This window comes from Azospirillum ramasamyi (assembly GCF_003233655.1).
Lineage (GTDB): Bacteria > Pseudomonadota > Alphaproteobacteria > Azospirillales > Azospirillaceae > Azospirillum > Azospirillum ramasamyi.
The window spans coordinates 648,798-672,595 of record NZ_CP029830.1; the positions used below are offsets into that span (position 1 = coordinate 648,798).

Annotated in this window: 16 protein-coding genes and 1 pseudogene; 6 read left to right on the forward strand and 11 right to left on the reverse strand. The window is 66.5% G+C overall.

Translation table 11 applies throughout. The annotated features are described in order from the left end of the window. Positions 1-5: 5 nt before the first annotated feature. The 7 genes from fdhD to DM194_RS15450 form a co-directional block, all read right to left on the reverse strand. Positions 6-833, reverse strand: a complete 828-nt coding sequence (gene fdhD / locus DM194_RS15420) for a formate dehydrogenase accessory sulfurtransferase FdhD (RefSeq protein ID WP_176581436.1) — start codon at positions 831-833, stop codon at positions 6-8. 20 nt (positions 834-853) lie between these two features. After that, positions 854-3,709: a formate dehydrogenase subunit alpha gene (gene fdhF, locus DM194_RS15425; protein ID WP_111068436.1), complete on the reverse strand. Its 2,856-nt coding sequence runs from the start codon at positions 3,707-3,709 to the stop codon at positions 854-856. A 23-nt stretch (positions 3,710-3,732) separates the two neighbouring features. Next, positions 3,733-5,313 (reverse strand): formate dehydrogenase beta subunit, encoded by a 1,581-nt coding sequence (locus DM194_RS15430; protein ID WP_111068437.1) that lies wholly within the window; start codon positions 5,311-5,313, stop codon positions 3,733-3,735. Next, positions 5,310-5,804 (reverse strand): formate dehydrogenase subunit gamma, encoded by a 495-nt coding sequence (locus DM194_RS15435; protein WP_246024342.1) that lies wholly within the window; start codon positions 5,802-5,804, stop codon positions 5,310-5,312. Before DM194_RS15435 ends, DM194_RS15430 begins: the two co-directional genes overlap by 4 nt. Before the next feature lie 218 nt (positions 5,805-6,022). After that, positions 6,023-6,973 carry a LysR family transcriptional regulator gene (locus DM194_RS15440; protein WP_111068439.1) on the reverse strand — a complete coding sequence of 317 codons (951 nt, stop codon included), beginning with the start codon at positions 6,971-6,973 and terminating at the stop codon, positions 6,023-6,025. Positions 6,974-6,975: 2 nt separating this feature from the next. After that, positions 6,976-7,881 carry an SMP-30/gluconolactonase/LRE family protein gene (locus DM194_RS15445; RefSeq protein WP_111068440.1) on the reverse strand — a complete coding sequence of 302 codons (906 nt, stop codon included), beginning with the start codon at positions 7,879-7,881 and terminating at the stop codon, positions 6,976-6,978. Between the two features lie 179 nt (positions 7,882-8,060). Beyond that, on the reverse strand, positions 8,061-8,756 hold the full coding sequence (locus DM194_RS15450; protein ID WP_111068441.1) for a hypothetical protein: 696 nt from the start codon (positions 8,754-8,756) through the stop codon (positions 8,061-8,063). Between the two features lie 474 nt (positions 8,757-9,230). Between DM194_RS15450 and DM194_RS28200 the strand changes: the two genes are divergently transcribed. The 4 genes and pseudogenes from DM194_RS28200 (at position 9,231) to DM194_RS15460 (ending at position 13,554) form a co-directional block, all read left to right on the forward strand. Next, positions 9,231-10,148: a hypothetical protein gene (locus DM194_RS28200; RefSeq protein WP_162630084.1), complete on the forward strand. Its 918-nt coding sequence runs from the start codon at positions 9,231-9,233 to the stop codon at positions 10,146-10,148. A 150-nt stretch (positions 10,149-10,298) separates the two neighbouring features. Beyond that, a pseudogene (locus DM194_RS15455) lies at positions 10,299-11,017 on the forward strand (IS5 family transposase); the annotation flags it as partial. A 138-nt stretch (positions 11,018-11,155) separates the two neighbouring features. Then, complete coding sequence (locus DM194_RS28205) at positions 11,156-11,479, forward strand: hypothetical protein (RefSeq protein ID WP_162630085.1); 324 nt, start codon at positions 11,156-11,158, stop codon at positions 11,477-11,479. A 71-nt stretch (positions 11,480-11,550) separates the two neighbouring features. Continuing rightward, complete coding sequence (locus DM194_RS15460) at positions 11,551-13,554, forward strand: coiled-coil domain-containing protein (RefSeq protein WP_162630086.1); 2,004 nt, start codon at positions 11,551-11,553, stop codon at positions 13,552-13,554. Positions 13,555-13,713: 159 nt separating this feature from the next. Here the strand turns inward: DM194_RS15460 and DM194_RS15465 are convergent, their stop codons facing one another. Next, positions 13,714-16,878: a response regulator gene (locus DM194_RS15465; RefSeq protein ID WP_111068443.1), complete on the reverse strand. Its 3,165-nt coding sequence runs from the start codon at positions 16,876-16,878 to the stop codon at positions 13,714-13,716. 282 nt (positions 16,879-17,160) lie between these two features. Between DM194_RS15465 and DM194_RS15470 the strand changes: the two genes are divergently transcribed. Further along, positions 17,161-19,101, forward strand: a complete 1,941-nt coding sequence (locus tag DM194_RS15470) for an ATP-binding response regulator (RefSeq protein WP_111068444.1) — start codon at positions 17,161-17,163, stop codon at positions 19,099-19,101. A 160-nt stretch (positions 19,102-19,261) separates the two neighbouring features. Next, complete coding sequence (locus tag DM194_RS15475; protein WP_246024343.1) at positions 19,262-20,089, forward strand: glycine-rich domain-containing protein; 828 nt, start codon at positions 19,262-19,264, stop codon at positions 20,087-20,089. A gap of 102 nt (positions 20,090-20,191) precedes the next feature. On the opposite strand, the gene DM194_RS15480 is transcribed toward DM194_RS15475, so the two are convergent. The 3 genes from DM194_RS15480 to DM194_RS15490 form a co-directional block, all read right to left on the reverse strand. Continuing rightward, positions 20,192-21,712, reverse strand: a complete 1,521-nt coding sequence (locus tag DM194_RS15480; protein ID WP_246024344.1) for an ABC transporter substrate-binding protein — start codon at positions 21,710-21,712, stop codon at positions 20,192-20,194. Positions 21,713-21,903: 191 nt separating this feature from the next. Further along, positions 21,904-22,758, reverse strand: coding sequence for a ParB/RepB/Spo0J family partition protein (locus tag DM194_RS15485; protein WP_111068446.1), 855 nt, complete (start codon positions 22,756-22,758; stop codon positions 21,904-21,906). Further along, entirely contained in the window at positions 22,748-23,770 is a 1,023-nt protein-coding gene (locus DM194_RS15490; RefSeq protein WP_111068447.1) for an AAA family ATPase, read from the reverse strand. The genes DM194_RS15485 and DM194_RS15490 overlap by 11 nt, the downstream gene beginning before the upstream one ends. Positions 23,771-23,798 lie beyond the last annotated feature (28 nt).

Here is a 23,798-nt window from a genome sequence, read left to right on the forward strand (position 1 = left end):
TGAAATCAGCGGAACAGGATGACGGTGTCGCGGCGCGACAGCGCACCCAGCGTCAGATTGGCGTTGCGCGCCAGTTCCAGCGCCAGCGCCGTCGGGGCCGAAATGGTCGCCAGCAGCGGAATGCCCACCGCGGCGGTCTTCTGCACCAGTTCGAAGCTGCAGCGGCTGGTCATCACCACAAAGCCGGTGGCCGGGTCGGCGCCCGAGCGGACGACGGCGCCGATCAGCTTGTCCAGCGCGTTGTGGCGGCCGACATCCTCGCGCGCCAGACGGATGGCGCCGTCCGGGGCGCACCACGCGGCGGCATGGACCGAGCGGTTGGCCCGGTTCATCGGCTGGTGATCCGGCAGGGCGCGGAAGGCGGCGGCCACGGCGGCCGGGTCCACCTCCAGCGAGGCTTCGATCTTGCGGGGCTCCCGAACGGCGTGGACAAGACTGTCCACGCCGCACAGGCCACAGCCGCTCCGCCCCTCCATGGAACGGCTGCGCAGACTTCCGCGCAGAAGACGCAACGGGTCGACCGTCAGATTGACGACGAAGCCCAGCGGCGTTTCCCGCACGGCGATGTTCTCGATATCGGCGGCCGACCCGATGATCTCCTCGGCCAGGCTGAAGCCCAGGGCGAAGTCTTCCAGATCGGCGGGGGACGCCATCATCACGGCATGGGACCGGCCGTTGTATTCGAAAGCGACCGCGGTTTCCTCCGGCACCTGCCATTCGACGTCCGCACCCTCCTCCGCCCCGACACCGGCGGGAAAGCCGGTGCCGGTGACGGCGATGGAGCACATGAGGCTGTCGTCCGGACGGATGGAACCAGAGGTCATCGCGGTCATGCTTCCCACTCCTCGGGACGTTATTCGGCGGCGAGGACGTTGGCGGCGGCGATGCGCTTGCGCTCGACATCGTTCTTCGCGTAGTCGACCTGCCAGTCCGAAGGCTGGTTGCTGCGGGCGACCTGCACCGCCGTCACCTTGTATTCGGGGCAGTTGGTCGCCCAGTCCGAATTCTCGGTGGTGATGACGTTGGCGCCGGTCACGGGGTGGTGGAAGGTGGTGTAGACGACGCCGGCCGGCATGCGGTCGGAGATGACGGCCCGCAGCGTCGTGGCCCCCATGCGGCTGGCGAGCGACACCATGTCGCCGTCCCTGACGCCCCGGATCTCGGCGTCCACCGCGTTGATCTCCAGAACATCCTCGGGATGCCAGGCGACGTTGGCGGTGCGGCGGGTCTGGGCGCCGACATTGTAGTGGGCGAGGATGCGGCCGGTGGTCAGCACCAGCGGATACATCCGCGTGGTCCGCTCGTCGGTCGGCACATATTCGGTGATCACGAAGCGGCCGAGGCCGCGGGCGAAGCTCTCGCCATGCATGATCGCCATGCCGGTGTCGTCGTCCTCCAACCCGGTGCAGGGCCACTGGACGCTGCCGACGCGGTCGAGCTTCTCGAAGCTGACGCCACGGAAGGTCGGGGTCAGCCGGGCGATCTCGTCCATGATCTCGGACGTGGTCTCGTAATGCATCGGGTAGCCCATCGCCGTCGCCAGCGCGCAGGCGACCCAATGCTCGTCCTTGCCGACCTTCGACGGCATCGCCTTGCGGACGCGGTTGATGCGGCGCTCGGCGTTGGTGAAGGTGCCGTCCTTTTCCAGGAAGGAGGTACCGGGGAAGAAGACGTGGGCGAAGGCCGCCGTCTCGTTCAGGAACAGATCCTGGACGATGACGATGTCCAGCGATTCCAGCGCCGAGGTGACATGGGTGGTGTTGGGATCGGACTGGACGATGTCCTCGCCCTGTACGAACAGGCCGCGGAAGCTGCCGTCATGCGCGCTGTCGAACATGTTGGGGATGCGCAGGCCCGGTTCGGGATCCAGCGTGACGCCCCAGGCGGTTTCGAACTCCTGGCGGACGAGATCGTCCGACACATGGCGGTAGCCCGGCAACTCGTGCGGGAAGGAGCCCATGTCGCAGGAGCCCTGCACGTTGTTCTGGCCGCGTAGCGGGTTCACGCCGACGCCCTCGCGGCCGATGTTGCCGGTCGCCATCGCGAGGTTGGCGATCGCCATCACCGTGCTGGAGCCCTGGCTGTGCTCGGTCACGCCCAGGCCGTAGTAGATCGCGGCATTGCCGCCGGTGGCGTAGAGCCGGGCCGCGGCGCGGACCTGATCGGCCGGGACGCCGGTGCGCGCTTCCAGATATTCCGGCGAGTTGCGCTGCTCGGCGATGAACGCCTCCCACTTCGCGAACTCCTTGGAATCGCAGCGTTCCTCGACGAAGGAGCGGTTCACCAGCCCTTCGGTGACGATGACATGGGCGATGGCGTTCACAACCGCGACGTTGGTGCCGGGCTGGAGCTGGAGATGGTATTCGGCCTTGACATGCGGGCTGCGCACCAGATCGATGCGGCGCGGGTCGATGACGATCAGCTTGGCGCCGGCGCGCAGCCGCTTCTTCATGCGCGAGCCGAACACCGGATGGCCGTCGGTCGGGTTGGCGCCGATGACCAGGATGACGTCGGACTTGTCGACGCTGCGGAAGTCCTGGGTGCCGGCCGAGGTGCCGAAGGTCTGCGACAGGCCGTAGCCGGTCGGCGAATGGCAGACGCGGGCGCAGGTGTCGATGTTGTTGGTGCCGAAGGCCGCCCGGATCATCTTCTGGACGACATAGACCTCCTCGTTGGTGCAGCGCGACGAGGTGATGCCGCCGATGGAGCCCCGGCCATACTTGGCCTGCACCGCCTTCAACCGCTCGGCGGCGTAGGCGATCGCCTCCTCCCACGACACCTCGCGCCACGGGTCGGTGATCTTCTCGCGCACCATGGGCTTCATGATGCGGTCCTTGTGGGTGGCGTAGCCCCAGGCGAAGCGGCCCTTGACGCAGCTATGGCCCTCGTTGGCGCCGCCGTTCTTCCACGGCGTCATGCGGACCACCGTGGTGCCCTGAAGCTCGGCCTTGAAGGAGCAGCCGACGCCGCAATAGGCGCAGGTGGTGATGACGCTGTGTTCCGGCTGGCCGTGCTCGATGATCGACTTCTCGGTCAGCGTCGCGGTCGGGCAGGCCTGGACGCAGGCGCCGCAGGACACGCACTCGCTGTCCATGAAGCTTTCCTTGGCGCCCGGCGACACCGACGAGGCGAAGCCGCGGCCGTCGATGGTCAGCGCGAAGGTGCCCTGGGTCTCCTGGCAGGCGCGGACGCAGCGCGAGCAGACGATGCACTTGGAGGCGTCGAAGGTGAAGTACGGGTTGCTCTCGTCCTTGGCGGCGGCGCGATGGTTTTCGCCGTCGAAACCGTACCGGACGTTGCGCAGTCCAACCGCGCCCGCCATGTCCTGCAACTCGCAATCGCCGTTGGCGGCGCAGGTCAGGCAGTCGAGCGGATGGTCGGAGATATACAGTTCCATCACGCCGCGGCGCAGCTTCGCCAGCTTGTCGGTCTGGGTGTGGACCTTCATGCTGGGGGCGACGGGCGTGGTGCAGGAGGCCGGGGTGCCGCGGCGCCCCTCGATCTCCACGGCGCAGAGGCGGCAGGAGCCGAAGGGTTCCAGGCTGTCGGTCGCACAGAGCTTCGGCACGGTGATGCCGGCGTCCATCGCGGCGCGCATCACGGAGGTGCCTTCGGGAACGGTGATGGCGCGGCCGTCGATCTCCAGCGTCACCAGGGTCTCGGAGACGCGGGCCGGGGTGCCGTAGTCGGTCTCGTGGATGAGGGTCATCTCGGGTGCTCCTGGGTCGCTCGTTATTCGGCGGCGATGTGGGTGACGCGGACGGCCGGCGCTTTTTTCCGGAAGTCCTCGGGGAAGTGCTTCACCGCGCTGCGCACCGGATAGGGCGTCATGCCGCCCATGGCGCAGAGCGAGCCGTCCACCATCACGTCACAAAGGTCGGCGAGCAGTTCGAGGTTCGCATCGACGTTCTTGCCGGCGATGATCTTGTCCAGCGTCTCCATCCCGCGGGTGGAGCCGATGCGGCAGGGGGTGCATTTGCCGCAGGATTCGGCCACGCAGAACTCCATGGCGAAGCGGGCCTGCTGGGCCATGTCCACCGTGTCGTCGAAGACGACGATGCCGCCATGGCCGACCATCGCCTCCTGCGCGGCGAAGGCCTCGTAATCCTTCGGCAGGTCGAACTGCGAGGGCGGCAGATACGCGCCGAGCGGCCCGCCGACCTGCACGGTGCGGATCGGGCGGCCGGTGATGGTGCCGCCGCCATAATCGTACAGCAGCTCGTGCAGGGTGATGCCGAAGGCCTTCTCGACGATCCCGCCATGCTTGATGTTGCCGGCGAGCTGGAAGGGCAGCGTCCCGCGCGACCGGCCGACGCCGAAGTCGCGGTAATACGCGCCGCCCTTGTCGAGGATGATCGGCACCGAGCAGAGCGAAAGCACGTTGTTGACCACGGTCGGCTTGCCGAACAGGCCTTCCAGCGCCGGCAGCGGCGGCTTGGCGCGGACCATGCCGCGCTTGCCCTCCAGGCTTTCCAGCATCGCGGTTTCCTCGCCGCAGATGTAGGCGCCGGCGCCGACGCGGACGTCGAGATGGAAGCTGCGGTTGGTGCCGTGGATGTTGTCGCCGAGCCAGCCCTCGTCATAGGCCAGCTTGATGGCCTGGCGCAGGGTCGCCGTGGCGTGCGGGTATTCCGAACGCATGTAGACGTAGCCGGAGGTCGCGCCCACCGCGATGGCGGCGATGGTCATGCCCTCGATCAGGCAGAAGGGGTCGCCTTCGATGATCATGCGGTCGGCGAAGGTGCCGCTGTCGCCCTCGTCGGCGTTGCAGCAGACGAACTTCTCGTCCGCCTTGGCCTGCATCACCGTGTTCCACTTGATGCCGGTGGGGAAGCCGGCGCCGCCGCGTCCGCGCAGGCCGCTGTCGGTCACCGCCTGGACGATCTCCGCCTGGGACATCGCCAGCGCGTTCTCCAGACCGCGGAAACCGCCATGGGCGCGGTAGTCTTCGACCGACAGCGGATCGATGATGCCGCAACGGGCGAAGGTCAGGCGCTCCTGCTTCTTGAAGTAGGGGATTTCCTCGGTCAGGCCGTGGCCCAGATCATGGGCGCCGCCGGTCAGGAAGCCGGCGTCGAACAGGCCGGGCACATCGGCCGGGGTGACGGGGCCGTAGGCGACGCGGCCGTCCGGGGTTTCCACCTCGACCAGCGGCTCCAGGTAGAGCATGCCGCGCGAGCCGTTGCGGACGATGCGCAGCGGCAGGTCGCGCTTGGCGGCTTCCGCCCGGATGGCGGCGGCGACCGCATCGGCGCCGACCGACAGGGCGGCGGAATCGCGCGGGACGAAGACGGTGATCAGATGGCCGCTCATTGCGCGTGACCCTTATGGCTGAGGGCGCAGGGGATTTGCTGATGGGCGTGCGGGTTGGCCCGCGTTTCCGCCGCCAGCTCGTCGAAGCGGTCGGGCGAGACCCGGCCGTGCAGGTTCTCGTCGATCATGACGGCGGGGGACAGGGCGCAGTTGCCCAGGCAGAAGACCGGTTCCAGCGTGAAGGCACCGTCGGCGGTGGTGCCGTGGAAATCGACCTGCAGCCGCTTCCTGATGTGGTCGACCAGCGCGTTGGCGCCCATCGACTGGCAGGCCTCGGCCCGGCAGACCTTGATGGTGTGGCGGCCGGGCTTTTCGCGGCGGAATTCGTGATAGAAGGAGACGACGCCATGCACGTCGGCGCGCGAGAGGTTCAGCTCCGTCGCCAGCAGGGGGATGGCCTCCTCGTCGATATAGCCGAACTCTTCCTGCAGCGCGTGAAGGATCGGCAGCAGGGCGCCGCGCAGATGCCGATTGTCTTCGACAATCGTCATGGCGCGCTCAGCGCTCCACGGATGGCAAGCGTTCACGGGTATCCCTCCTTGCGATCGTCCGCGCCGAACTTGGGGTCGGCGTCGTTCTGGCTTGGCTCTGTTGGCTTTTTCCGGGCGTCTCTCAGCGCCCGGCACCGTCAGAGTGGCGGAGGATACGGTATGCCAGCAAATTGTATTTTCCGATGAGCTGATAGCTTTTGGCTATCAAGAGCGGCCCGTCAGCGGATCGCCACCCGCCAGGGGATCATCGCCTCGGCCACGCCGATCGCCACGCGCTGGGCGATGTCGGAATCGGATGCCGCCACCGCCAGCGCCTTGGCCAGCGGCGGCGGCGGGTCGCGGTCGGCATAGACGAGGCCGACGACGTGACTCAGTTCGGGATCGACCAGCGGCAGGGCGACGATGTCCGGGTGCGGCGGCACGAAGGTCAGCAGCTGGCCGGGGACGATGCTGGCGCAGGTGCCGGCGCGGACGATGGTGTAGAGGGTGACGATGGAGTTGGTCTCCATCGCCGGCTGGACCGTCCGCCCGGTCATGCGGAAGGCGGTGTCGGCGATGCGGCGGTTCTGCATGTCCGGGCTCAGCAGGCAGAGCCGGAGATCGGCGGCCTTGTCCCAGGCGATCGCACCGTCGGCGATCATCTCCTCGGTCAGGTCGTCGCGGTGGGCGAGCAGGTGGTAGCGCTCGGTGTAGAGCGGCAGGGTGCGGACGTTGTTCAGCGGTTCGTTGTCGAGATAGGTGATGGCGGCGTCGAGTTCGAAGTCGTCGAGGCCGCGCTGGATCTCGCGGGAACTGAGCGAGACGACGCTGGAGCGGATGTGGGGGAAGCGCGTGGTGAAGGGCGTCAGCACATGGGGCACCACCGGCAGGGCGGTGGGGATGGCGCCGACCCGCAGATGGCCGCTGACGCCCTGGGCCAGGGCGAGCAGTTCGTGACGGAGGTTGTCGCGCTCGCCGACGATGCGGCGGGCGTATTCGAGAACCTTCATCCCCTCCGGCGTGAAGCCTTCGAATTTCTGGCCGCGCTCGACGATGGGGACCTGAAGCTCCTCCTCCAGCTGGCGGATGGCGTTGGAGAGGGTCGGCTGCGAGACGTGACAGCTTTCCGCCGCGCGGCCGAAATGCTTCTCGCGCGCCAGGGCCAGCAGATAGACGAACTTGCGGAACATCGTCAGGCTTCCGGGTCGAAGGGCGGGACCGGCAGGCCCGGCACATCGACCGTCATGGCGAACAGGCCGCCGGATTGCGGCAGGCGCTCCAGCTCGTCGGCGGGGCGGCCGGCGCTGGCGGTGGTGACGTAGAGGGTGCGCAGGTCGGGGCCGCCGAAGGCCACCATGGTCGGGCAGCGCGCCGGCACCGGGTGTTCCGACAGCAACGCGCCGTCGGGGGAGAAGCGCGCGACCCGCCCGCCCTCGTAGAGTGCCGACCAATAGCAGCCATCGGCATCCACCGCCGCCCCGTCCGGCCGGCCGCGGTCGCCGTCCTTCGGCTCCAGCCGGAAAAAGACCTCGCGGCCGGAGACGGCGCCGGTGGCGGGATCGTAGCGGTAGCGGTGGACGGTGAAGGTCGGGGTGTCGGAATGGTACAGGGTCCACCCGTCCGGGCTGAAGGCCAGACCGTTGGAGGTCAGCAGCCCGCCGGCCAGCACCGCCAGCCCGCGCCGGTCGTAGCGGTAGAGATGCGCCTTGCCGCCGGCCTTGGGCTCGTCCAGCGTGCCGGCCAGATAGCGGCCGGCCGGATCGGTCTTGCCGTCGTTGAAGCGGCTGGCGCCCTGGTCCTCCGGGTTGGCGGCGAGGCAGGCGACCAATCCCCCCTCCCCGTCCAGCTGCCACAGGCCGGAGCGCAGGCCGGCGATGAAGCCGCCGCCCTTGCGCGGGGCGACGCAGCCGATCTCCTCCGGCAACAGCATCGCGCGGTTGGCGCCGGTGGCCGGATCGAAGCGGTTCAGCGCCCGGCCCTTGATGTCGACCCAATAGAGCGCCTGCTCCTCCACCGACCAGACCGGCCCCTCCCCCAGCCTGGCACGGGCGTCGAGCACACAGGTGAAGCCTGGGGTGAAGGCGGGGCCGGCGGTCATCGCGTGATCCTCGGGTCTGCGAACGGACACGCAGGGTCGGACAGATCGGCGGCGCGATCAAGCATCCCGGTCGGACAGTCCGGCGGGGCCGGTCACGGTGGGCTTATCGGCGGACTCATCAGGGGGGTGGAACGGCGTGGAACAGGTTTAGGCGGATGTCGCATCGGCCGGCGGAGCCGTCAGCGCGGATGGGAGAAGGGACCGGCGGCGCGGCGGCTGACCGGGCCGGGGTTGAGATTGGGGAAATGCTCGTACTCGTTGACGGTCCAGGGGAAGACGCCCTTCGGACCTTTTCCCTCCGGTTGGGCCAGGATGGCAGCGACCATGGCCGGATCGGGCTCCCGCCGCTCGCGCAGGTCGCCGGGGATGTCGTCGTCCAGTTCGGGGATGGTGACGGCGGGCGGATCGTCGGGCCTGGGGGCCGGCCGGGGAGCGGGCGGCTCGGCCTGTTCGGCGGCTTGCCGCCTGGACGCCGGGCGGTCGAGGCCGTCGAACAGGCCGAGCCGTTCGGCCATCCAGCGGACGGTGGTGGCATCGCCGGAGGTGACCAGCCGCTCGATCTGCTCGGCCACCAGGATGCGCAGCGAGGACAGGCGCAGCTCGGCCTCGCGGTTCAGCGCCTGCCGCTCCCACCACACCCTGTGACGGAAATCCTTGGAGCCGTAATAGGCCCGCCAGAGCGTGGTGCGGCTGCACCCCATGGCGCGGGAGACCTGAAGGAAGCTGTTGCCGCGCGCCAGCATGCCGGCGGCCATGATCCACTGCTCGTCATGGAATTGAGATCCGGGGACCAGCGAGCCTTCGGACGGCACAGGCGGCTCTTCGGCCCAGCGGGGGAAACGGTCGTTCTGGAGGGTACGGCTGTCGAGGGGCATGGCGCGGCTCCGCGAAGGGGTGGGACCTGGGCGGAGAGGGTATAGGAATTTGGTCCGTGGTTGGGGGAGTTTTGTGAAATTTGGGCGACGGTGAGGGTGCCCGATTCCGAGCTTGAGCGGATATTCAAGCGCGCATTTGTAAATTGCTGCTTGGTGCCTGCGGCGGCCATTCCAAGAACGCTCTCGGGGTTTCAAAAGCAGCCAATCCTTTAACGACGTGACTCGGCACTCACACACTGCTAAAAAAAGAGTCCTTAACTCATCGATCAACCGAGGGGAGGTGCATCTGGAGAACATGCTTGGTTGCCGACAGCATTCATAAAAGCATGTAATTGAGCAATAGAGAGCACCACAATTAGGCAGAACAGGTGTCAGAGAAGTAGTATTGGGATAATTCTTGATAAAGCTTATCTGATTTTCCTGAGATTCGAGGCTTTTCTCAGCGAAAACTGAAAATATTGTTTTGGGGAGCCAATGGCAAATCGGCGTGAGTGGCAAGGTGATGAGTGGCAAGAGTTTGCACTTCAACTTGTGCAGCGCCGCCATGGCGCTGAAAATGTTCAGATTGTGCCTGACAAGGTTAAAGGTGACGCTGGGCTTGAGTTTTTCACCACTTGCGGTTGTCTATACCAATGTTACGCTCCCGAAGAGGTTTCTGACGTCAAGAAGGCCGCGAGCGCTATGAAGGCGAAGGCCGGCCGCGACATCCCAAAGCTTACAAAAAACAAGGAGATTATTGAGAAGCTGCTTGCAGGAAAACCAGCACGACGGTGGATTCTCCTTTGTCCATTTCTCGATGATAAGGAAGTTGTCGCATCAATTCGGAACCGCGGCCTTCTTCTAAAAGGCACTAACCTAGGCTTTTTGACGGCGGATTTTGAGGCACTTTGTCATTCACAAAGTGATTTTCAGGCAGAGATTGACCAATTGAAGTCGCTATCGTTGGGTCCCCCACTCAGCGTGCCTTTGCCAACTGCTGAACAAGTTAGAGATGCCGGTAGCACAGAGATCGGAACCCGCATTGACGAAAAGCTCGGACGCGCCGTGGGCGCGCGCATCCGGCCCGACCAAATTGTTAAAATGCGTGAAGAGTACATAAAAGCGCACCTACACCGCGAAAATGCGCTGGGCCAGCTTCGCGACAATCACGCGATCCTCTGGGAGCGTGCTTTCGAGGCAATCGAGGCGGAAGAAGCGCGGCTTATAGCTGTTGGTGCTTCTTCTACAATCCCAGGACAGCAACTCCAAGAGAGCATGAACCGGATAGAAGCGTCACTGAAGCAAGCACTCCCGATGTTAAGTCCTGGGATACTGACACGGATCGCCCTAGGTACCATCAGCGACTGGCTGATCCGCTGTCCACTTGACTTTCCAGAGGGAGATTTGCCGTGACCACTCCCGAAATCACGCATGTACCTTTTTCATTCCAGCAGCGGCCAACGCCAGTGCCGGGTGATATGCGCATCGTCTGGCGCGTATCGCTTATTCTGCTAATGCTCTTAGAGTGCGTAACAAAACCGGCCAGGAACGGTTGGTAGGGGCATGGCAGCCCCTCTTGTTTCCGATGCCTTGTGGGCGATCATCGAACCGCTGATCCCGCCGGAGCCGCCCAAGCCAAAAGGCGGACGGCCCCGGTTGGACGATCGTGCGGCGCTGACCGGCATCCTATTCGTGCTGCGCACGGGTATTCCTTGGGAGCTTCTGCCGGTGGAGATGGGCTGCGGCTCGGGGATGACCTGCTGGCGGCGTCTGCACGAGTGGCATCGGGCTGGCGTGTGGGAACGGCTGCATCGTGTGCTGCTCGACCGGCTCGGCTATGCCAACGCCATCAACTGGGATCGTGCAGCGGTGGACAGCGCCAGCGTTCCAGCAAAAAGGGGGGCGAGGAGACCGGCCCGAACCCGACGGATCGCGGCAAGCCGGGCTCCAAGCGTCACATCCTCGTCGATGCCAATGGCATCCCGCTCGCCCTGAAGATCTCGCCGGCCAACCGGCACGACAGCAAGCTGCTGGAGACGCTGGTCGATGCCGTGCCGGCGATCCGCCAGTGTGCGGGCCGGCCCCGGCGCCGCCCGGCCAAGCTGCACGCCGACAAGGGCTACGACTTTGCACACTGCCGGCAGGCGCTGCGCCAACGAGCGATCATTCCGCGGATCGCCCGGCGTGGCGTCGAGAGCAGCGAGCGTCTTGGCCGACACCGATGGGTGGTCGAGCGTACGCTCGCTTGGTTTGCCCGCTTCCGCCGCATCGCCGTCCGCTACGAACGGCGCGCCGACATCTTCACTGCCTTTCACCATATCGCGGCCAGCCTCATCTGCTGGCGCTTCGTCCAGAGATGGTTCTGTTAGGCGCTCTTAGCATCGAGGTCGAAACGTGCGTCGCTTGCGAAGCTGCACATTTTGAACGATGCGATCCGGTCTAATCAGACCAAACGCCTCCAAGAGGCGACTGAACCCACCGCCAGAATCCTGCCGTGGAACCTGCGCATCGAGCCAGCCTTCGCACGTGCGATTGATTTTGTTGTCGGCGAGCGGTTCGCTGAATGGACCAGGGGCGGAGGGAGAGCCTCGTTACAACTCACCGCAGCTGGCATAGCAGCAGCGTCTGCCGTCGAAAAAATCTCGGATGCGCTAGAAGAGGAAAAAGCAATCATCGCGGAGTACGCAAAGAAGCTGACCGAACAGCGCGTTTCCACGTTAATAGGCGAAGGACTTACGGCATGATACGCTTACGCCGGCTCAGGCTAAGGTCGCTCACGGCGACGCGCACATTCGGCGCAGACATACCATTCTCAGTGGGTCTGAACATCATCCAAGCACCGAACACGTCTGGTAAATCGACTTGCTTGCAGGCTGTTATTTACGCACTCGGTCTTGAACGTTCGCTCGGTCCGCAACTAACGATTCCGTTGCCTTATGCGATGCGGGAGCGTGTTCATGCGACCGAGGACGAGCCCTATGAGACAGTCCTGCAGTCGTTCGTCGAGCTCGAGGTCGAGAACGACCGAAACGAAATTATCACCCTGCACCGAGATGTCGTTGGTGGAAAAAGTACGAAACTCATCCAGGTAACATTTGGCGCTTCTTTGAGCTCTGAGGCCGCACGGGTTCGGCAACGCGATTTCTACGTCCTCGATGGCGGCGCAGCGAGCCAAGAGGATGGATTTCATTTCTTCCTCGCTGCATATCTTGGATGGGATCTGCCGGTGGTGCCGCGTTATGATGGTACCGAATGCCCGCTTTATCTCGAAGCTATATTTCCAATGCTGTTCGTCGAACAGAAGCGAGGTTGGTCAACAATACAGGGTCCTTTCCCAACTTACCTGAGAATCCAGGACGTAGCACGCCGCGTTATGGAGTTTCTATTAAACCTAGACATTGCGCAGTTCCGTCGGCAACGATCAGAGTTAAGGAATCAGATTGCTGACTTCTCTAACCGGTGGACTGCCGAAAGGTCGAGACTCACTGATGCCGCCACACGGATAGGACGGATTCGTGGCCTTCCTACGCAGCCTACTACTGAATTCGCTCAGAAACCCGAGATCGATCTTCAGTTATTCCATGAAAGGGAGTGGGTGCAACTATCGGAACTTATTGCTGAGGTCCAGGCCGAGGTGGCGGAACTAGAAGCTGCTCAATTGGAGACGATCGACAACATTGCTCCAAAAATAGAGGCACGAATTGCACTTCTGCGCGAGCAGATCGATATGGATACTGCCATACTGGAGACCGTCCGCAGCGAATATGCCTCGGAAACGCAAGACAGCCAAGCTCTGAACGCACGCGTCAAAGCACTCAAGATTGATCTCCGCCGGAACCAGGATGCGCAAAAACTACAACGGCTCGGATCCGAATTGGGGAAAGCTGCTGCGGAACATGTCTGCCCGACCTGTCGTCAGGAAGTTTCTAACGAGCTTCTCCCGACAGTTGAGGTGGTGGGAATGGCTCTCGATGAAAACGTCTTGTTCGTGAAGTCTCAGCTTGAGTTGTACAAAACCGCTCTGGCTGCATCCAACGAGCGATTACTGGAGATCGTCGGCCGATACCGTGGCATACAGCGAAATCTACAAGACAAGCAGCAGGAACTCCGTTCCCTGCGACAAGAATTAACGCGCCCAGAAAAATCCCCATCACGGGCCAAGATTGAAAATCTTGTCCGCAGGCAGAGTTTTCTTAATCAACTTCACAGCATCGATGAGCTCACCATCTCTCTACTTGATGAACTTCGGGAAATAGCAGCGGGTTGGGCGAAGGCAACGGCCTCATTACGACAACTTCCCGACGATAACCTGACCTCTAACGACTTGCAGAAAGTCGATGAGCTCACGCGCAAAATCTGTGAGCAACTCACGTCTTATGGCTTCCGATCATTTCAACCATCGGAGATCGCGCTCTCAACAGACAACTTCCGTCCACTTGTCCGTGAACGGAAGGGGACTGAAATGGTCGAGAAGGAAATCAATTTCGAAGTTTCCGCCAGTGATGGCATTCGTCTAAAATGGGCTTATTTGATCTCGACGATTGAGCTACAGCGCACGCATTCAACAAACCACCCTGGTCTCGTCATATTCGACGAACCTGGTCAACAAGAAATCGATTCTGTTAGCCTTTTCACGTTCCTCAAGCGAGCTGCTCAGTCCACCCGCTCAGGCGGACAAATCATTGTATCGACTTCCGAACCCCTCCCTCTCGTTCAGCATGAGATGAAGGATCGCGCCCACATTGTCGACTTCCCCGGGTTTATCCTTCAGCCGCAACCGAACCCTGTTCCCGAGGGCTTCAACGATCTGATCGAGTAAATTTCCGAAAACAGATCATTTTTTCCGTTGGTTGGTTTGCTGGAAAGCTCGACGAATGTCTGAGTGTCGGCTCAATGATCTGGATCATCCCGGATCAGGTACTGCGGTTTCGCGCATTTCGAACGTTGGATTGAGGGAGATCGTTTTCCACCCTTTGCGCTAATCCTCCCCCATCGCCTCCACCGCCCGGCGCGAGGCGACGCAGCGGGCGATCTCGGTCAGCAGCAGCACGCGGTCGATGGGCTTGGGCACATGGCAGTCCATGCCGGCCTCGTAGCAGCGGGCGATGTCGTCGGGGAAGGTGTTGGCGGTCAGCGCCACGATGGCGACGCGGCCGGCCGGGCCGGGCATGGCGCGGATGGCGCGCGTCGCCTCCAGGCCGTCCATCACCGGCATGTTCACGTCCATCAGGATCGCGTCGAACGGCTCGCGCCCATCCACCGCCGCTGCCGCCGCAACCGCCTGCGCCCCGTCCGCCACCGCCGCGACGCTGTGGCCGGCCTGCTTCAGCAGGGTGACGGCCAGCAGGCGGTTCATCTCCACATCCTCCGCCACCAGGATGCGCAGGGGCTCGGCCGCCGATGGCGCGGGGGCGGGCTTCGGGGCGGGCGGCTCGGCTGTTGCCGGGGACGGGGGCGGCGGGGGCAGCCCGGCGGCAGGCGGCGGGGCGGGTTCGGGGGTGGGCTCGGGGTCCGGCTGCGGCGGAGCCGGGGGTGGGGCCAGGGGCGGGCGTTGCGCCGGCGGGTGCAGGCGGGCCAGACGGTCGCGCAGCTCCAGCGGGTCGTAGGGCTTGGCGATCAGGTCGTAGCCGCCCAGCGCCACGTCGTCGGCCACCACCGCATGGGCGGCGAAGCCGGAGGCCAGCAGAACCGGCAGGCCGGGGCGCAGGCGCCGGGCCTCGCGCGCCAGCTCCGCCCCGTTCATGCCCGGAGGCATCACGATGTCGCTGAACAGCAGGTCCAGCGGCTCGTCCCCGCGCAGCACCACCAGGGCCTCGCCGGCGCCGGACGCGCCGATCACCCGGTGGCCCCAACTGCGCAGCAGGGCGCAGCCGTGCTCCAGGATGTTGTGGTCGTCCTCCACCATCAGGATCGACAGGCTGGGCCGGTCCGAGGGCGGGCGGAGGCTGCGGCCTGTCTCGTCGGCCACGCGGTCGGGCGGGAAATGGAGGGTGACGGTGGTGCCCTGCCCCACCCGGCTCGCCAGGGTCATGGCGCCGCCATGCAGCTCCACCAGACGGCGGGTCAGCGGCAGGCCGAGCCCGGCGCCCTCGGTCTGGCGGTTGGCCGGGCTCTCGACGCGGGCGTAGGCCTGCAGGACGCGGTCCAGATCCCGTTCGGGGATGCCGACGCCGTTGTCGCGCACCTCCAGCAGCAGGCCGCCGTCCGGGGCGGGAGCGGCGGTCAGCGAGACGGTTCCGCCGGAGGGGGTGTATTTGACGGCGTTGGACAGCAGGTTCAGCAGGATCTGGCGGATGCGCCGCTCGTCGCCGCGCAGGTGGCGGGCGGCGGGGTCCACCGCCGCCGAGAGGACGATGCCGGCGCGGGCGGCGCGCGGGGTCAGCAGGCGGATGGCGAAGACGGCGGCGGCGTCGAGATCGACCACCTCGTCGTCCAGCACCAGTTGCCCGGATTCCGCCCGCACATGGTCGAGGATCTCGTTGATCAGCTCCAGCAGGTGCTGGCCGCTGTCGCGGATGTTGACGGCGAAGTCGCGGTAATGGGGGGTGCCGACCGGCCCCTCCGACTCCCGCGCGATCAGGTCGGCGAAGCCGATGACGGCGTTCATCGGCGTGCGCAGCTCGTGGCTCAGGCTCGCCAGGAACTCGGTCTTGCCGCGGCTGGCCAGTTCCGCGGCCTGGCGGGCGTCCTGAAGCTCGGCCTCCATGATCTTGCGGGCGGTGATGTCGCGCTCGACGCTGACGTAATCCTGCGGCGCGCCCCAATCGTCGGTGACGAGCCGCACCGCCGCCTCGATCCACACCCAGCGGCCGTCGGCATGGCGCAGGCGGTAGGTGGCCTTCAGGGTCGGGCGGTCCGGCGTCAGCTGCGCCAGACCGGCGGACAGGGCGTCGCGGTCGTCGGGATGCACCCGCTCCACCAGCGGGCGGCCGATCAGCTCGGCGGGGGCGCAGCCCAGGCTGTCGCGCGTCGCCTCGGAACAGAAGCACCGCACACCGTCCAGGCCGATGCGGCCGATGATGTCGGTGACGCTGCGCGCCAGCAGGCGGTAGCGCGCCTCGCTGGCGCGGATCGCGCGCTCCGCCTCGTGGCGGCGGGTGATGTCGCGGGCGCCGACCGACAGCATGACGACGGCGCCGCTGCCGTCGCGGATCGGCACCTGCGACACCTCCCACCAGCGGGTGACGCCGTTGTGGGTATGCTGCTCCTCGAAGCGGGTGGGGGCGCCGGCGTCGATGCAGGATTGCAGGTCGGCCGTCGCCTTGGCGGCCAGATCGGGCGGCAGCAGGCTGTCCAGCGGCTTGCCGGCCGCGTCGGCGGCGGCGTCGCCCATCGCCTGCAAAGCGGCGGCGTTGGCGCTGTGCAGGGTGAAGCCGCCCTTTTCGCCGACACGGATGATCGCAAGGCTGTCGGCCGAGTTGTCGAACACGGCGCGGAACAGGGCGGCGTTCTCGGCCAGGGCGTTCTCGTCGGCGACGCGGCGGTGCTCGCGCGCCAGCATGGTGCCGAGCAGGCCGATGCCGAGCGTGGTGAAGGCGGCCAGCGGCAGCGCAGCCTCCGCCAGCACGCGCAGGGCGAGATCCAGGTCGGGCAGCAGCAGGAAGGGCAGCAGGGTCAGCGGCGTGATGGCCAGCCCGAACGTCGTCAGCCGGCCGAAGCCGTAGGCGCCCTTATCCTGCCCCGTTCCGGGCCCTGGCCCCTTCCCTTGGCCTTGGCCTTGGCCCTGCCCCTGCCCCTTCGCCGGCTCGCGCTTGCCGGCGGCGCGCCTCTCCATCGGCCGGACCAGCAGCGGCGCCGCCAGCGCCGTCAGCAGGACGCCCGCCAGACCGGCCAGCGAGCCCATGCCGCCCAGCCACAGCCTCGCCGCGCCGGCCACGGCGGCGGAAGCCAGGGCGGCCGGCCAGCCGCCGAACAGCCCGGCCAGCCCGATCATCACGTTGCGCGGATCGACCAGCACCCCGCCTTCGACCGGATGGGCGTCCAGCATCGAAATGGCGGCGGCCACGCCGAACAGCAGGCCGGACAGCAGGGCGAAGGGCAGGCGCCGCGCGCCGAACCGCCGCAGCACATGGCGGTAGGCGAGCAGGACCAGGGCCAGCAGCCCGACGCCGTGCGCAAGGGCGATGATGATGCCGGTTCCCATGCTCCGCCCCCCAGCGGCAATCCCGATCCCGCCCCTATTCCGGGGGCCGAAATCCGGGGCGGACTTTTACACGGGCAATGAACCAAGAAAAAGAAACCATTAGAAACAGCCGTGCGCTCTTTCGGTCCCTTCGCGCGGCCGGTGCGGTCGAATTGTTCGCCTTCGCCGGCGGAACGATGCCGGCGGCCGGTCGCCGGCACGCGGCTGTCGTGTTTGGCTGCCGCTTCGGCTAGGATGCCCTGGCGAATTGTTCGTGGTCGTCGTGTCTTCGTAGGCTTCGGCATGCTGTTCAAGGTTTTCTCACGGAGCCTGGTCGCGCGGACGACGGCATCGGCGGTGCTGCTGGTGTCGGTGCTGATCGCCGTGCCCATGGTGGTCCTGATCCAGGCCGACGTGCGCAACACGCGGGCCGAGCTGGCCATCCGGGCGGAGATGGCGACCAGGATCGTGCTGGACGACGTGGCGAAAGCGCTGTGGGATCTCGATCCCGAAGAGGCGGTGGAGGCGCTGATGCCGCTGCGCTCGATCGACAGCTTCGCCGAGGCGGTGATCCTGGGAACCCATGGCGAGCGCTTCGCCAGCTTCCGCAAGCCGGGCGTGGCCGCCCTCAGCGAAGCCGCTGCAGCCACCGCCGCCGCCGTGCCGCTGACCCATCAGGACCGGACCGGCGCCGTCCGCAACATCGGCACGCTGCTGGTCCGGCTGGACACCGGCCCGACCGACGCGGCCATCCGCCACCATGTGATGGTGCTGAGCGGGGTCGGCGCCGTCACCCTCCTGCTGGTGGTGCTGGGGGTGGTGTGGGCGACGCGCGGCATGACGCTGCCCATCGCCGGCATGACCCGCGCCATGGCCGATCTGGCGGCGGGCGACGTGTCGGTGGACGTGCCGGTGCGCCACCGCGACGACGAGATCGGCCGCATGGCAAAGGCGCTCGCCACCTTCCGGCAGAACGCCATCGACCTGCGCGTCGCCAAGGAACGGGCCGAGCAGGCGGTGGCGTCGAAGGCCAAGTTCATGGCCGCCGCCAGCCACGACCTGCGCCAGCCGGCCCAGTCGCTGCTGATGCTGACCGCGATGCTGCGCGCCACCGCTCCCAACCCGAAGGTGGCGGAATCGGCGCGCAAGATCGAACAGGTCGTCATGACCCTGAAACAGCTGCTGGACGAATTGCTGGAGGTGTCGCGGCTGGACGCCGGCGGCGTCACCGCCAACAAGGCCGTGCATGAGGTGGCCGACCTGTTCGACGCGCTGGACTCGCAATACGGCCCGGTGGCGCGCGGCAAGGGGCTGGCCTTCACCGTGCCGCAACACCGCGCGCCGGTGGTGACCGACCGCCTTCTGCTGCAGCGCCTGCTGGGCAATCTGATCGACAACGCGATCCGCTACACCGACAGCGGGCAGGTGCAGGTCGCCTGCCTGGAATCGGGCGGCTCCCTGATCGTGGAGGTGCGGGACACCGGCATCGGCATCCCCGAAGACCGGCTGGACGCCATCTTCGAGGAGTTCCACCAGATCGGCAACCCGGAGCGCAACCGCGACAACGGCATCGGCCTGGGGCTGTCGATCGTCAAGCGGCTGGCGACAGTGCTGGACCATCCGGTGAAGGTGCGCTCGACGCTGGGCAAGGGATCGGTCTTCTCCGTCACCATTCCGCTGGCCCCGATCGAGGCCGCTGCGGCGGAGAGCGTTGCGGTGGAACCCTTGGCACCCGTACCGGCGGCACCCGTTCCGGCGGCACCCATCCCCGCCCCGGCCCCCGCTGCCGCGGCCAGGATGGCGACGCTGGCGGACGCGCCGGCGAAGGAGGGGGAGATCGCGATCCTGGTGATCGACGACGACAGCTTCGTGCTGTCCGCCATCTCCATGTTCCTGACCAGCGCGGGGCATCGCGTCGTCGGCGCCTCCACCGTCGCGGAGGGCCTGCGGGCGGTGGAGGACGGAAGCGTCCGCCCCGATGCTGTGATCGCCGACTATCATCTGTCCGCCACCGAGAACGGTCTGGATTTCATCGCCGAGCTGTGGACGCGGCTTGGCCTGCGGATTCCGGCGGTGCTGATCTCCGGCCGGCTCGACGGGGCGGTGACCAGCCGGGCGGCGGAGATGGGCGTGACCGTGGCTTCCAAGCCGATCATGCCCGACCGCCTGTCGACGCTGGTGGCGGCGATGACCGCCTCGCGCCCGGCCCTGTCCGTCGCCGGCGATACCTCCCGCCCCGCCTAATACCCCCCGGCCGGGCGAAGTCATCGCCCGGGCGCCGGATGCTTAGCACGAAAGAATTTCCACATACCCGGTTGTGCTGTGGCACAACATTGAGGCCATGTCCGGAATCGATCCCGCAACCTGGATCATGGGCCGGACACAAGTAACCTCGGAGAATTCCATGCGCAGCGCCACCATGACCGACATCACGCGTGCCAGGGACATCATCGCCGGCTTCGACTTCGGCTATGTGGTCGAACGGGCAATCGCCGCGGGCATGACCCGCCCCACGTCCGAGATCGCGCTGCACCAGTTGAAGGCCTTCCTGCTGGCCTGCGCCGAGCATCCCGACCGCGACATCGTTCCGCAGTCCGCCGCCTGCGACGACCTGTGGCACGAGTTCATCGTCGCCGACACCCGCGCCTATTTCCGCTTCTGCGAGGCGGTCTATGGCGAATACCTCCACCACCAAGGCGTCGCCGTTCCCGCCGACCGCATGGCCGCCGCCCGCGCCGACAGCGACCGCCTGTTCGCCACCGCGGATTGCCTGCGCGTGGCGAAGGGGGCCGACTGCCTGCGCGAAGCCGAGGTGGCCGACTGCCTCCGCGTCGCTGAGAGCGCTGATTGCCTGCGCGCAGCGAAGCCCGCCGACTGCCTGCGCGAAGCCGAGGTGGCCGACTGCCTGCGCGTGGCCAAGAGCGCCGACTGTCTGCGTGTCACGAAATCCGCGGATTGCCTGCGTGAAGCCCAGATGGCTGACTGCCTGCGCGTAACGAAGCCTGCCGACTGCCTGCGCGAAGCCGAGGTGGCCGATTGCCTCCGCGTGGCCAAGAGCGCCGACTGTCTGCGTGTCACGAAATCCGCGGATTGCCTGCGTGAAGCCCAGATGGCTGACTGCCTGCGCGTAACGAAGCCTGCCGACTGCCTGCGCGAAGCCGAGGTGGCCGATTGCCTCCGCGTGGCCAAGAGCGCCGATTGCCTGCGGGGAGCGCGGTCGCAGGACGTCTGATACCTCTCGGCTGTCTCTGCGAAAAGCCCCTGTCCGTCACTCGGACAGGGGCTTTTTTCTTGCCCGCGCCAGCCTGCCCGCACCGCCCTGCCCTGCGTCGGGTCAGCCGAAGTTGAGGCCGCCGAACGGCGTGATGAAATTGTCGCTCAGCACGTTGCCGCGCAGCGCCACGTAATCCGGCACCACCAGCGGGATCACCGGCAGATCCTGCATCACCAGGCACTCGGCGTCCTTGTAGACCTCGGCGCGGCGGTCGGGATCGGCGATGGCCATCGCGCGCTCGACCAGCCCGTCGAACTCCGCATTGGACCAGCCGACGGGATTGAAGCGGCTGCGGCTGTTGAACAGCTCGTCGAGGAAGTTCATCGGGTCAGGGTAGGTGGCGGTCCAGCCGAACAGGAAGGAGTCGTAGTCGCGCCGGCGGGAGCGGGCGATGAACTCCTGCCGCGGCGCGGTGACCAGCTTCGCCGGAATGCCGGCATTGTTCCACTGCGACACGTAATAGACGAACTCGCGCCGGTACTCCGGCACGACGGTGACGGTGAAGGGGTCGATGCCGCGCCCCTCCGGATAGCCGGCCTCCTCCAGCAGGCGCCGGGCCAAGGTCGGATCATAGGCCAGCGGCTCCAGCCTTTCGTTCGACAGCAGGGCCGGGGGGACGACGCCGTTGTGGACGGCGGCCACGCCGCGGAAGAAGCGCTCCGCCATCGCGTTGCGGTCGATCAGCAGCGACATTGCCCGGCGCACCCGCAGATCGGCGAAGGCCTTCACCCGGCGCGGGTCGAGCGCCACCACCCGCATCTGCATCCGCTGCACGTTGGACAGCGACCGCTTGAAGCCGGGATCGTCCATCACCCCGCGCAGCGCATCGGTGTCGACGAAGGTGAAATCGACCTGGCTGTCGTTGAACAGCGTGATGCCGTCATTGCCGATGCCGGTGGCGAGGAACGACACTCGCTCAAACGGGACGGCGCCGCCGCGCCAGCCGGGATTTGCCTCCACGTCGATGCGGATGCCTTCGGCCGAGCGGGCCAGCCGGTAGGGGCCGGTGCCCGCCGAAAGCCTGCGGAACCAGTCGGGACCGGCCTTCCCGGCCGCCTCGACATCGACGATGTGGATGCGGGCGAAGGGGAAGACGGAGTTGGGTTCGTCGCAGACGACCTCAAGCGTCCGGTCGTCGATGACGGTGACGCCCGACAGCTCGGTGGCCGTCCTTTCCCGCAACTCCCGGAAGCCGCGGACCTTGGACAGGGCGAGCAAGGCGAAGTTGGCGCCGTCGCCGGCCAATGTCGCTTCGAAACTGCGTTTGACGTCGGCGGCGGTGAAGGGGCGGCCGGTGTGGAAGGTGACGCCGTCGCGCATGGTCAGCCGCCAGCGCCGGGCATCCTCCGAAGCCTCCCAGGCGGTGGCGAGCCCCGGCAGGATCCGTCCCTGCGGATCGACGCTGGTCAGGCTCTCATACATCGATCCCAAAATCTGCCGCGCGACCAGATCGCTGACGGTCAGCGGGTTGAGCGCCGCCGGCAGGGTCTTCAGCCCGATGCGCAGGGCGCCGTCGGCGGCAAACCCCGGCCGCGGCAGCGCGCCGGACAGCGCGGCGGCTCCGAGGAGGCTCCCGAACACGCCAAGGAAATGTCGTCTCCGCACGGCCGGCATCTCTGTTCCGTCGCATCGTTATCCTGCCGGCCATCCTTAGCATGGGGCAGGGCAGACGGTCACCCCGGACGACCGCCAGAGGCTTTCGCACTCGAAAGCAACCGGCGGTCGCGCGGGACCAATGGAGCAACCTTGGCGTGCTTTCGAGTGCGAAAGCCTCAGCCGTTCAGCAGGGCGTCGATACGGTCGCGCAGGGTCTGCAGCCTTTCGCGATGTTCACGCTGCAAGGCCTGGGCGACCGTGTCGATGGCGGCGAGATCCTTGTCCATGCGGTTGATCGCCTTGCCCAGGATCCGCATCGGCTCGGCCGTGGAGGATGCCGCCGGGCGGGCCGCCCGCACCGCACCCACGGTCAGCCCGCCGGTGCGCGCCGTCTGCCAGAGCCGGCGCAGCTCCGCCTCGTCCTCGACGAAGGCCAGTTCGACCAGGGCGGAACGGGAAACGGCGTCCGGGTTGGCGCGATAGTCGGCCAGGATGTCGTCGGGAAGGCGCAGCACCTTCAGGCGCTTGGACACCTCGGCCTCAGAACAGCCGACGGCCGCCGCCACCTCAGCCTGGGTGTAGCCGTGCGCCTCGATCAGCTGGGACAGGCCGCGGGCCAGGTCGATGGCGTCCAGATCCACGCGCTGGACATTCTCGATCAGCGCGATCTCCTCGGGACGGCCCTTGGTGATGATCGCGGCGATGGTGCCGCGGCCGAGCAGCCGATGGGCGCGCAGCCGCCGCTCGCCGGCCACCAGACGGTAACGGCCCTTTTCCGCCCCCTCCTGCACCAGCACGGGTTGCTGCAACCCATGGCGGGCGATGGAGTCCGCCAGCGACTTCAGGGACTCGTCGTCGAAGACCGTGCGCGGCTGGCCGGGATTGGTCTCCACGGCGTCGAGATCGACCTCGACCAGCCGGGGCAGCACGCCGCTCAGCCCGAACAGGCGGTCGGTTTCGGCGGCGAAGCCGGCCTCCTTGGCCTGGAGCACGGTGGCGGCGGTCTGGCGGGTCAGCTTCCTAGGCGGCATCGACGGTCTCCTGCAGGCGGCCCATGGCGGTCAGCAGCGCGGCGGCGATGGCGGCATAGCTCTCCACGCCGGGGGCGCCGATGTCGGCATCCAGCGTGATGACATTGGCGCCGGCCGCCTGGGCGTAGATGGTCGCGCGCGGCACCGGCGGAAACACGCGGCGGCTGTCGCCCCACAGGCGCTGGATGTCGTCCAGCGACGAGCGGTCCTGGGTCTGGCGCGGGTTGACCATGGTCGGCAGGATGCCCAGAACCTCCAGCCGCGGGTTCAGCCGCCGCTGGATCTTGGCGACGGTGTCGAGGAAGGCGCTGACGCCGAGGATGGCGTGCGGCTCCGCCTGACAGGGCACCAGGACGTAATCGGCGGCGGTCAGGGCGTTGATCGTCACCGCACCCAGGTTGGGGGCGCAGTCGATGACGATCACGTCATAACGCTCCCGCACGCCGTCCAGCATCTCGGCCAGCGCGGTCTGGGCATTGGTCAGGTTGCCCGGCAGCTCGGTGTCGGCGCTCGCCAGCGCGATGCTGGAGGGCACGACGTCGAGGCCGTCAACGCTGGTCGGGCGGATCACCGTGTCCAGCGGCGTCTTGCCCATCAGCGCGTGGTAGAGGACCTTTCCGGCCTCGGTCAGTGCCACCACATCGGTCTGCGGCACGCCGACATGCACGGTGGCGTTGCCCTGCGGGTCGGCATCGACCAGCAGCACGCGGTTGCCGGCCCGCGCCAGGATGAAGGCGAGGTTGATGGAAGTCGCGGTCTTGGCGGTGCCGCCTTTCTGCAGGCCGACGGCGACGGTGGTGCCGCGGCGGGGCAGGGGGCTTTCCGGCCGTTCCAGATCCAGCAGCAGAAGCCGGCCCATCACCTCGCGGGGCAGGGCCTCCTTGCCGGTTTCCCACTTGCTCAGCCGTTGCTTGTCGTATCTGCGGCCGGTCAGTTCATTGACGAACGCCGCCATCTGCGTCTGGGTCAGGCCGCGCCGTTCCCGCAACGCCTTCAACTGTTCCCCTGTCACGCCCCGTCCTCCTGCCCCGGTACCGGTT

Coding starts and splice junctions, on each gene's coding strand:
- fdhD (WP_176581436.1), bottom strand. CDS start 833: ATGACCGCGATGACCTCTGGTTCCATCCGTCCGGACGACAGCCTCATG.
- fdhF (WP_111068436.1), bottom strand. CDS start 3,709: ATGACCCTCATCCACGAGACCGACTACGGCACCCCGGCCCGCGTCTCC.
- DM194_RS15430 (WP_111068437.1), bottom strand. CDS start 5,313: ATGAGCGGCCATCTGATCACCGTCTTCGTCCCGCGCGATTCCGCCGCC.
- DM194_RS15435 (WP_246024342.1), bottom strand. CDS start 5,804: ATGACGATTGTCGAAGACAATCGGCATCTGCGCGGCGCCCTGCTGCCG.
- DM194_RS15440 (WP_111068439.1), bottom strand. CDS start 6,973: ATGTTCCGCAAGTTCGTCTATCTGCTGGCCCTGGCGCGCGAGAAGCAT.
- DM194_RS15445 (WP_111068440.1), bottom strand. CDS start 7,881: ATGACCGCCGGCCCCGCCTTCACCCCAGGCTTCACCTGTGTGCTCGAC.
- DM194_RS15450 (WP_111068441.1), bottom strand. CDS start 8,756: ATGCCCCTCGACAGCCGTACCCTCCAGAACGACCGTTTCCCCCGCTGG.
- DM194_RS28200 (WP_162630084.1), top strand. CDS start 9,231: ATGGCAAATCGGCGTGAGTGGCAAGGTGATGAGTGGCAAGAGTTTGCA.
- DM194_RS15465 (WP_111068443.1), bottom strand. CDS start 16,878: ATGGGAACCGGCATCATCATCGCCCTTGCGCACGGCGTCGGGCTGCTG.
- DM194_RS15470 (WP_111068444.1), top strand. CDS start 17,161: ATGCTGTTCAAGGTTTTCTCACGGAGCCTGGTCGCGCGGACGACGGCA.
- DM194_RS15475 (WP_246024343.1), top strand. CDS start 19,262: ATGCGCAGCGCCACCATGACCGACATCACGCGTGCCAGGGACATCATC.
- DM194_RS15485 (WP_111068446.1), bottom strand. CDS start 22,758: ATGCCGCCTAGGAAGCTGACCCGCCAGACCGCCGCCACCGTGCTCCAG.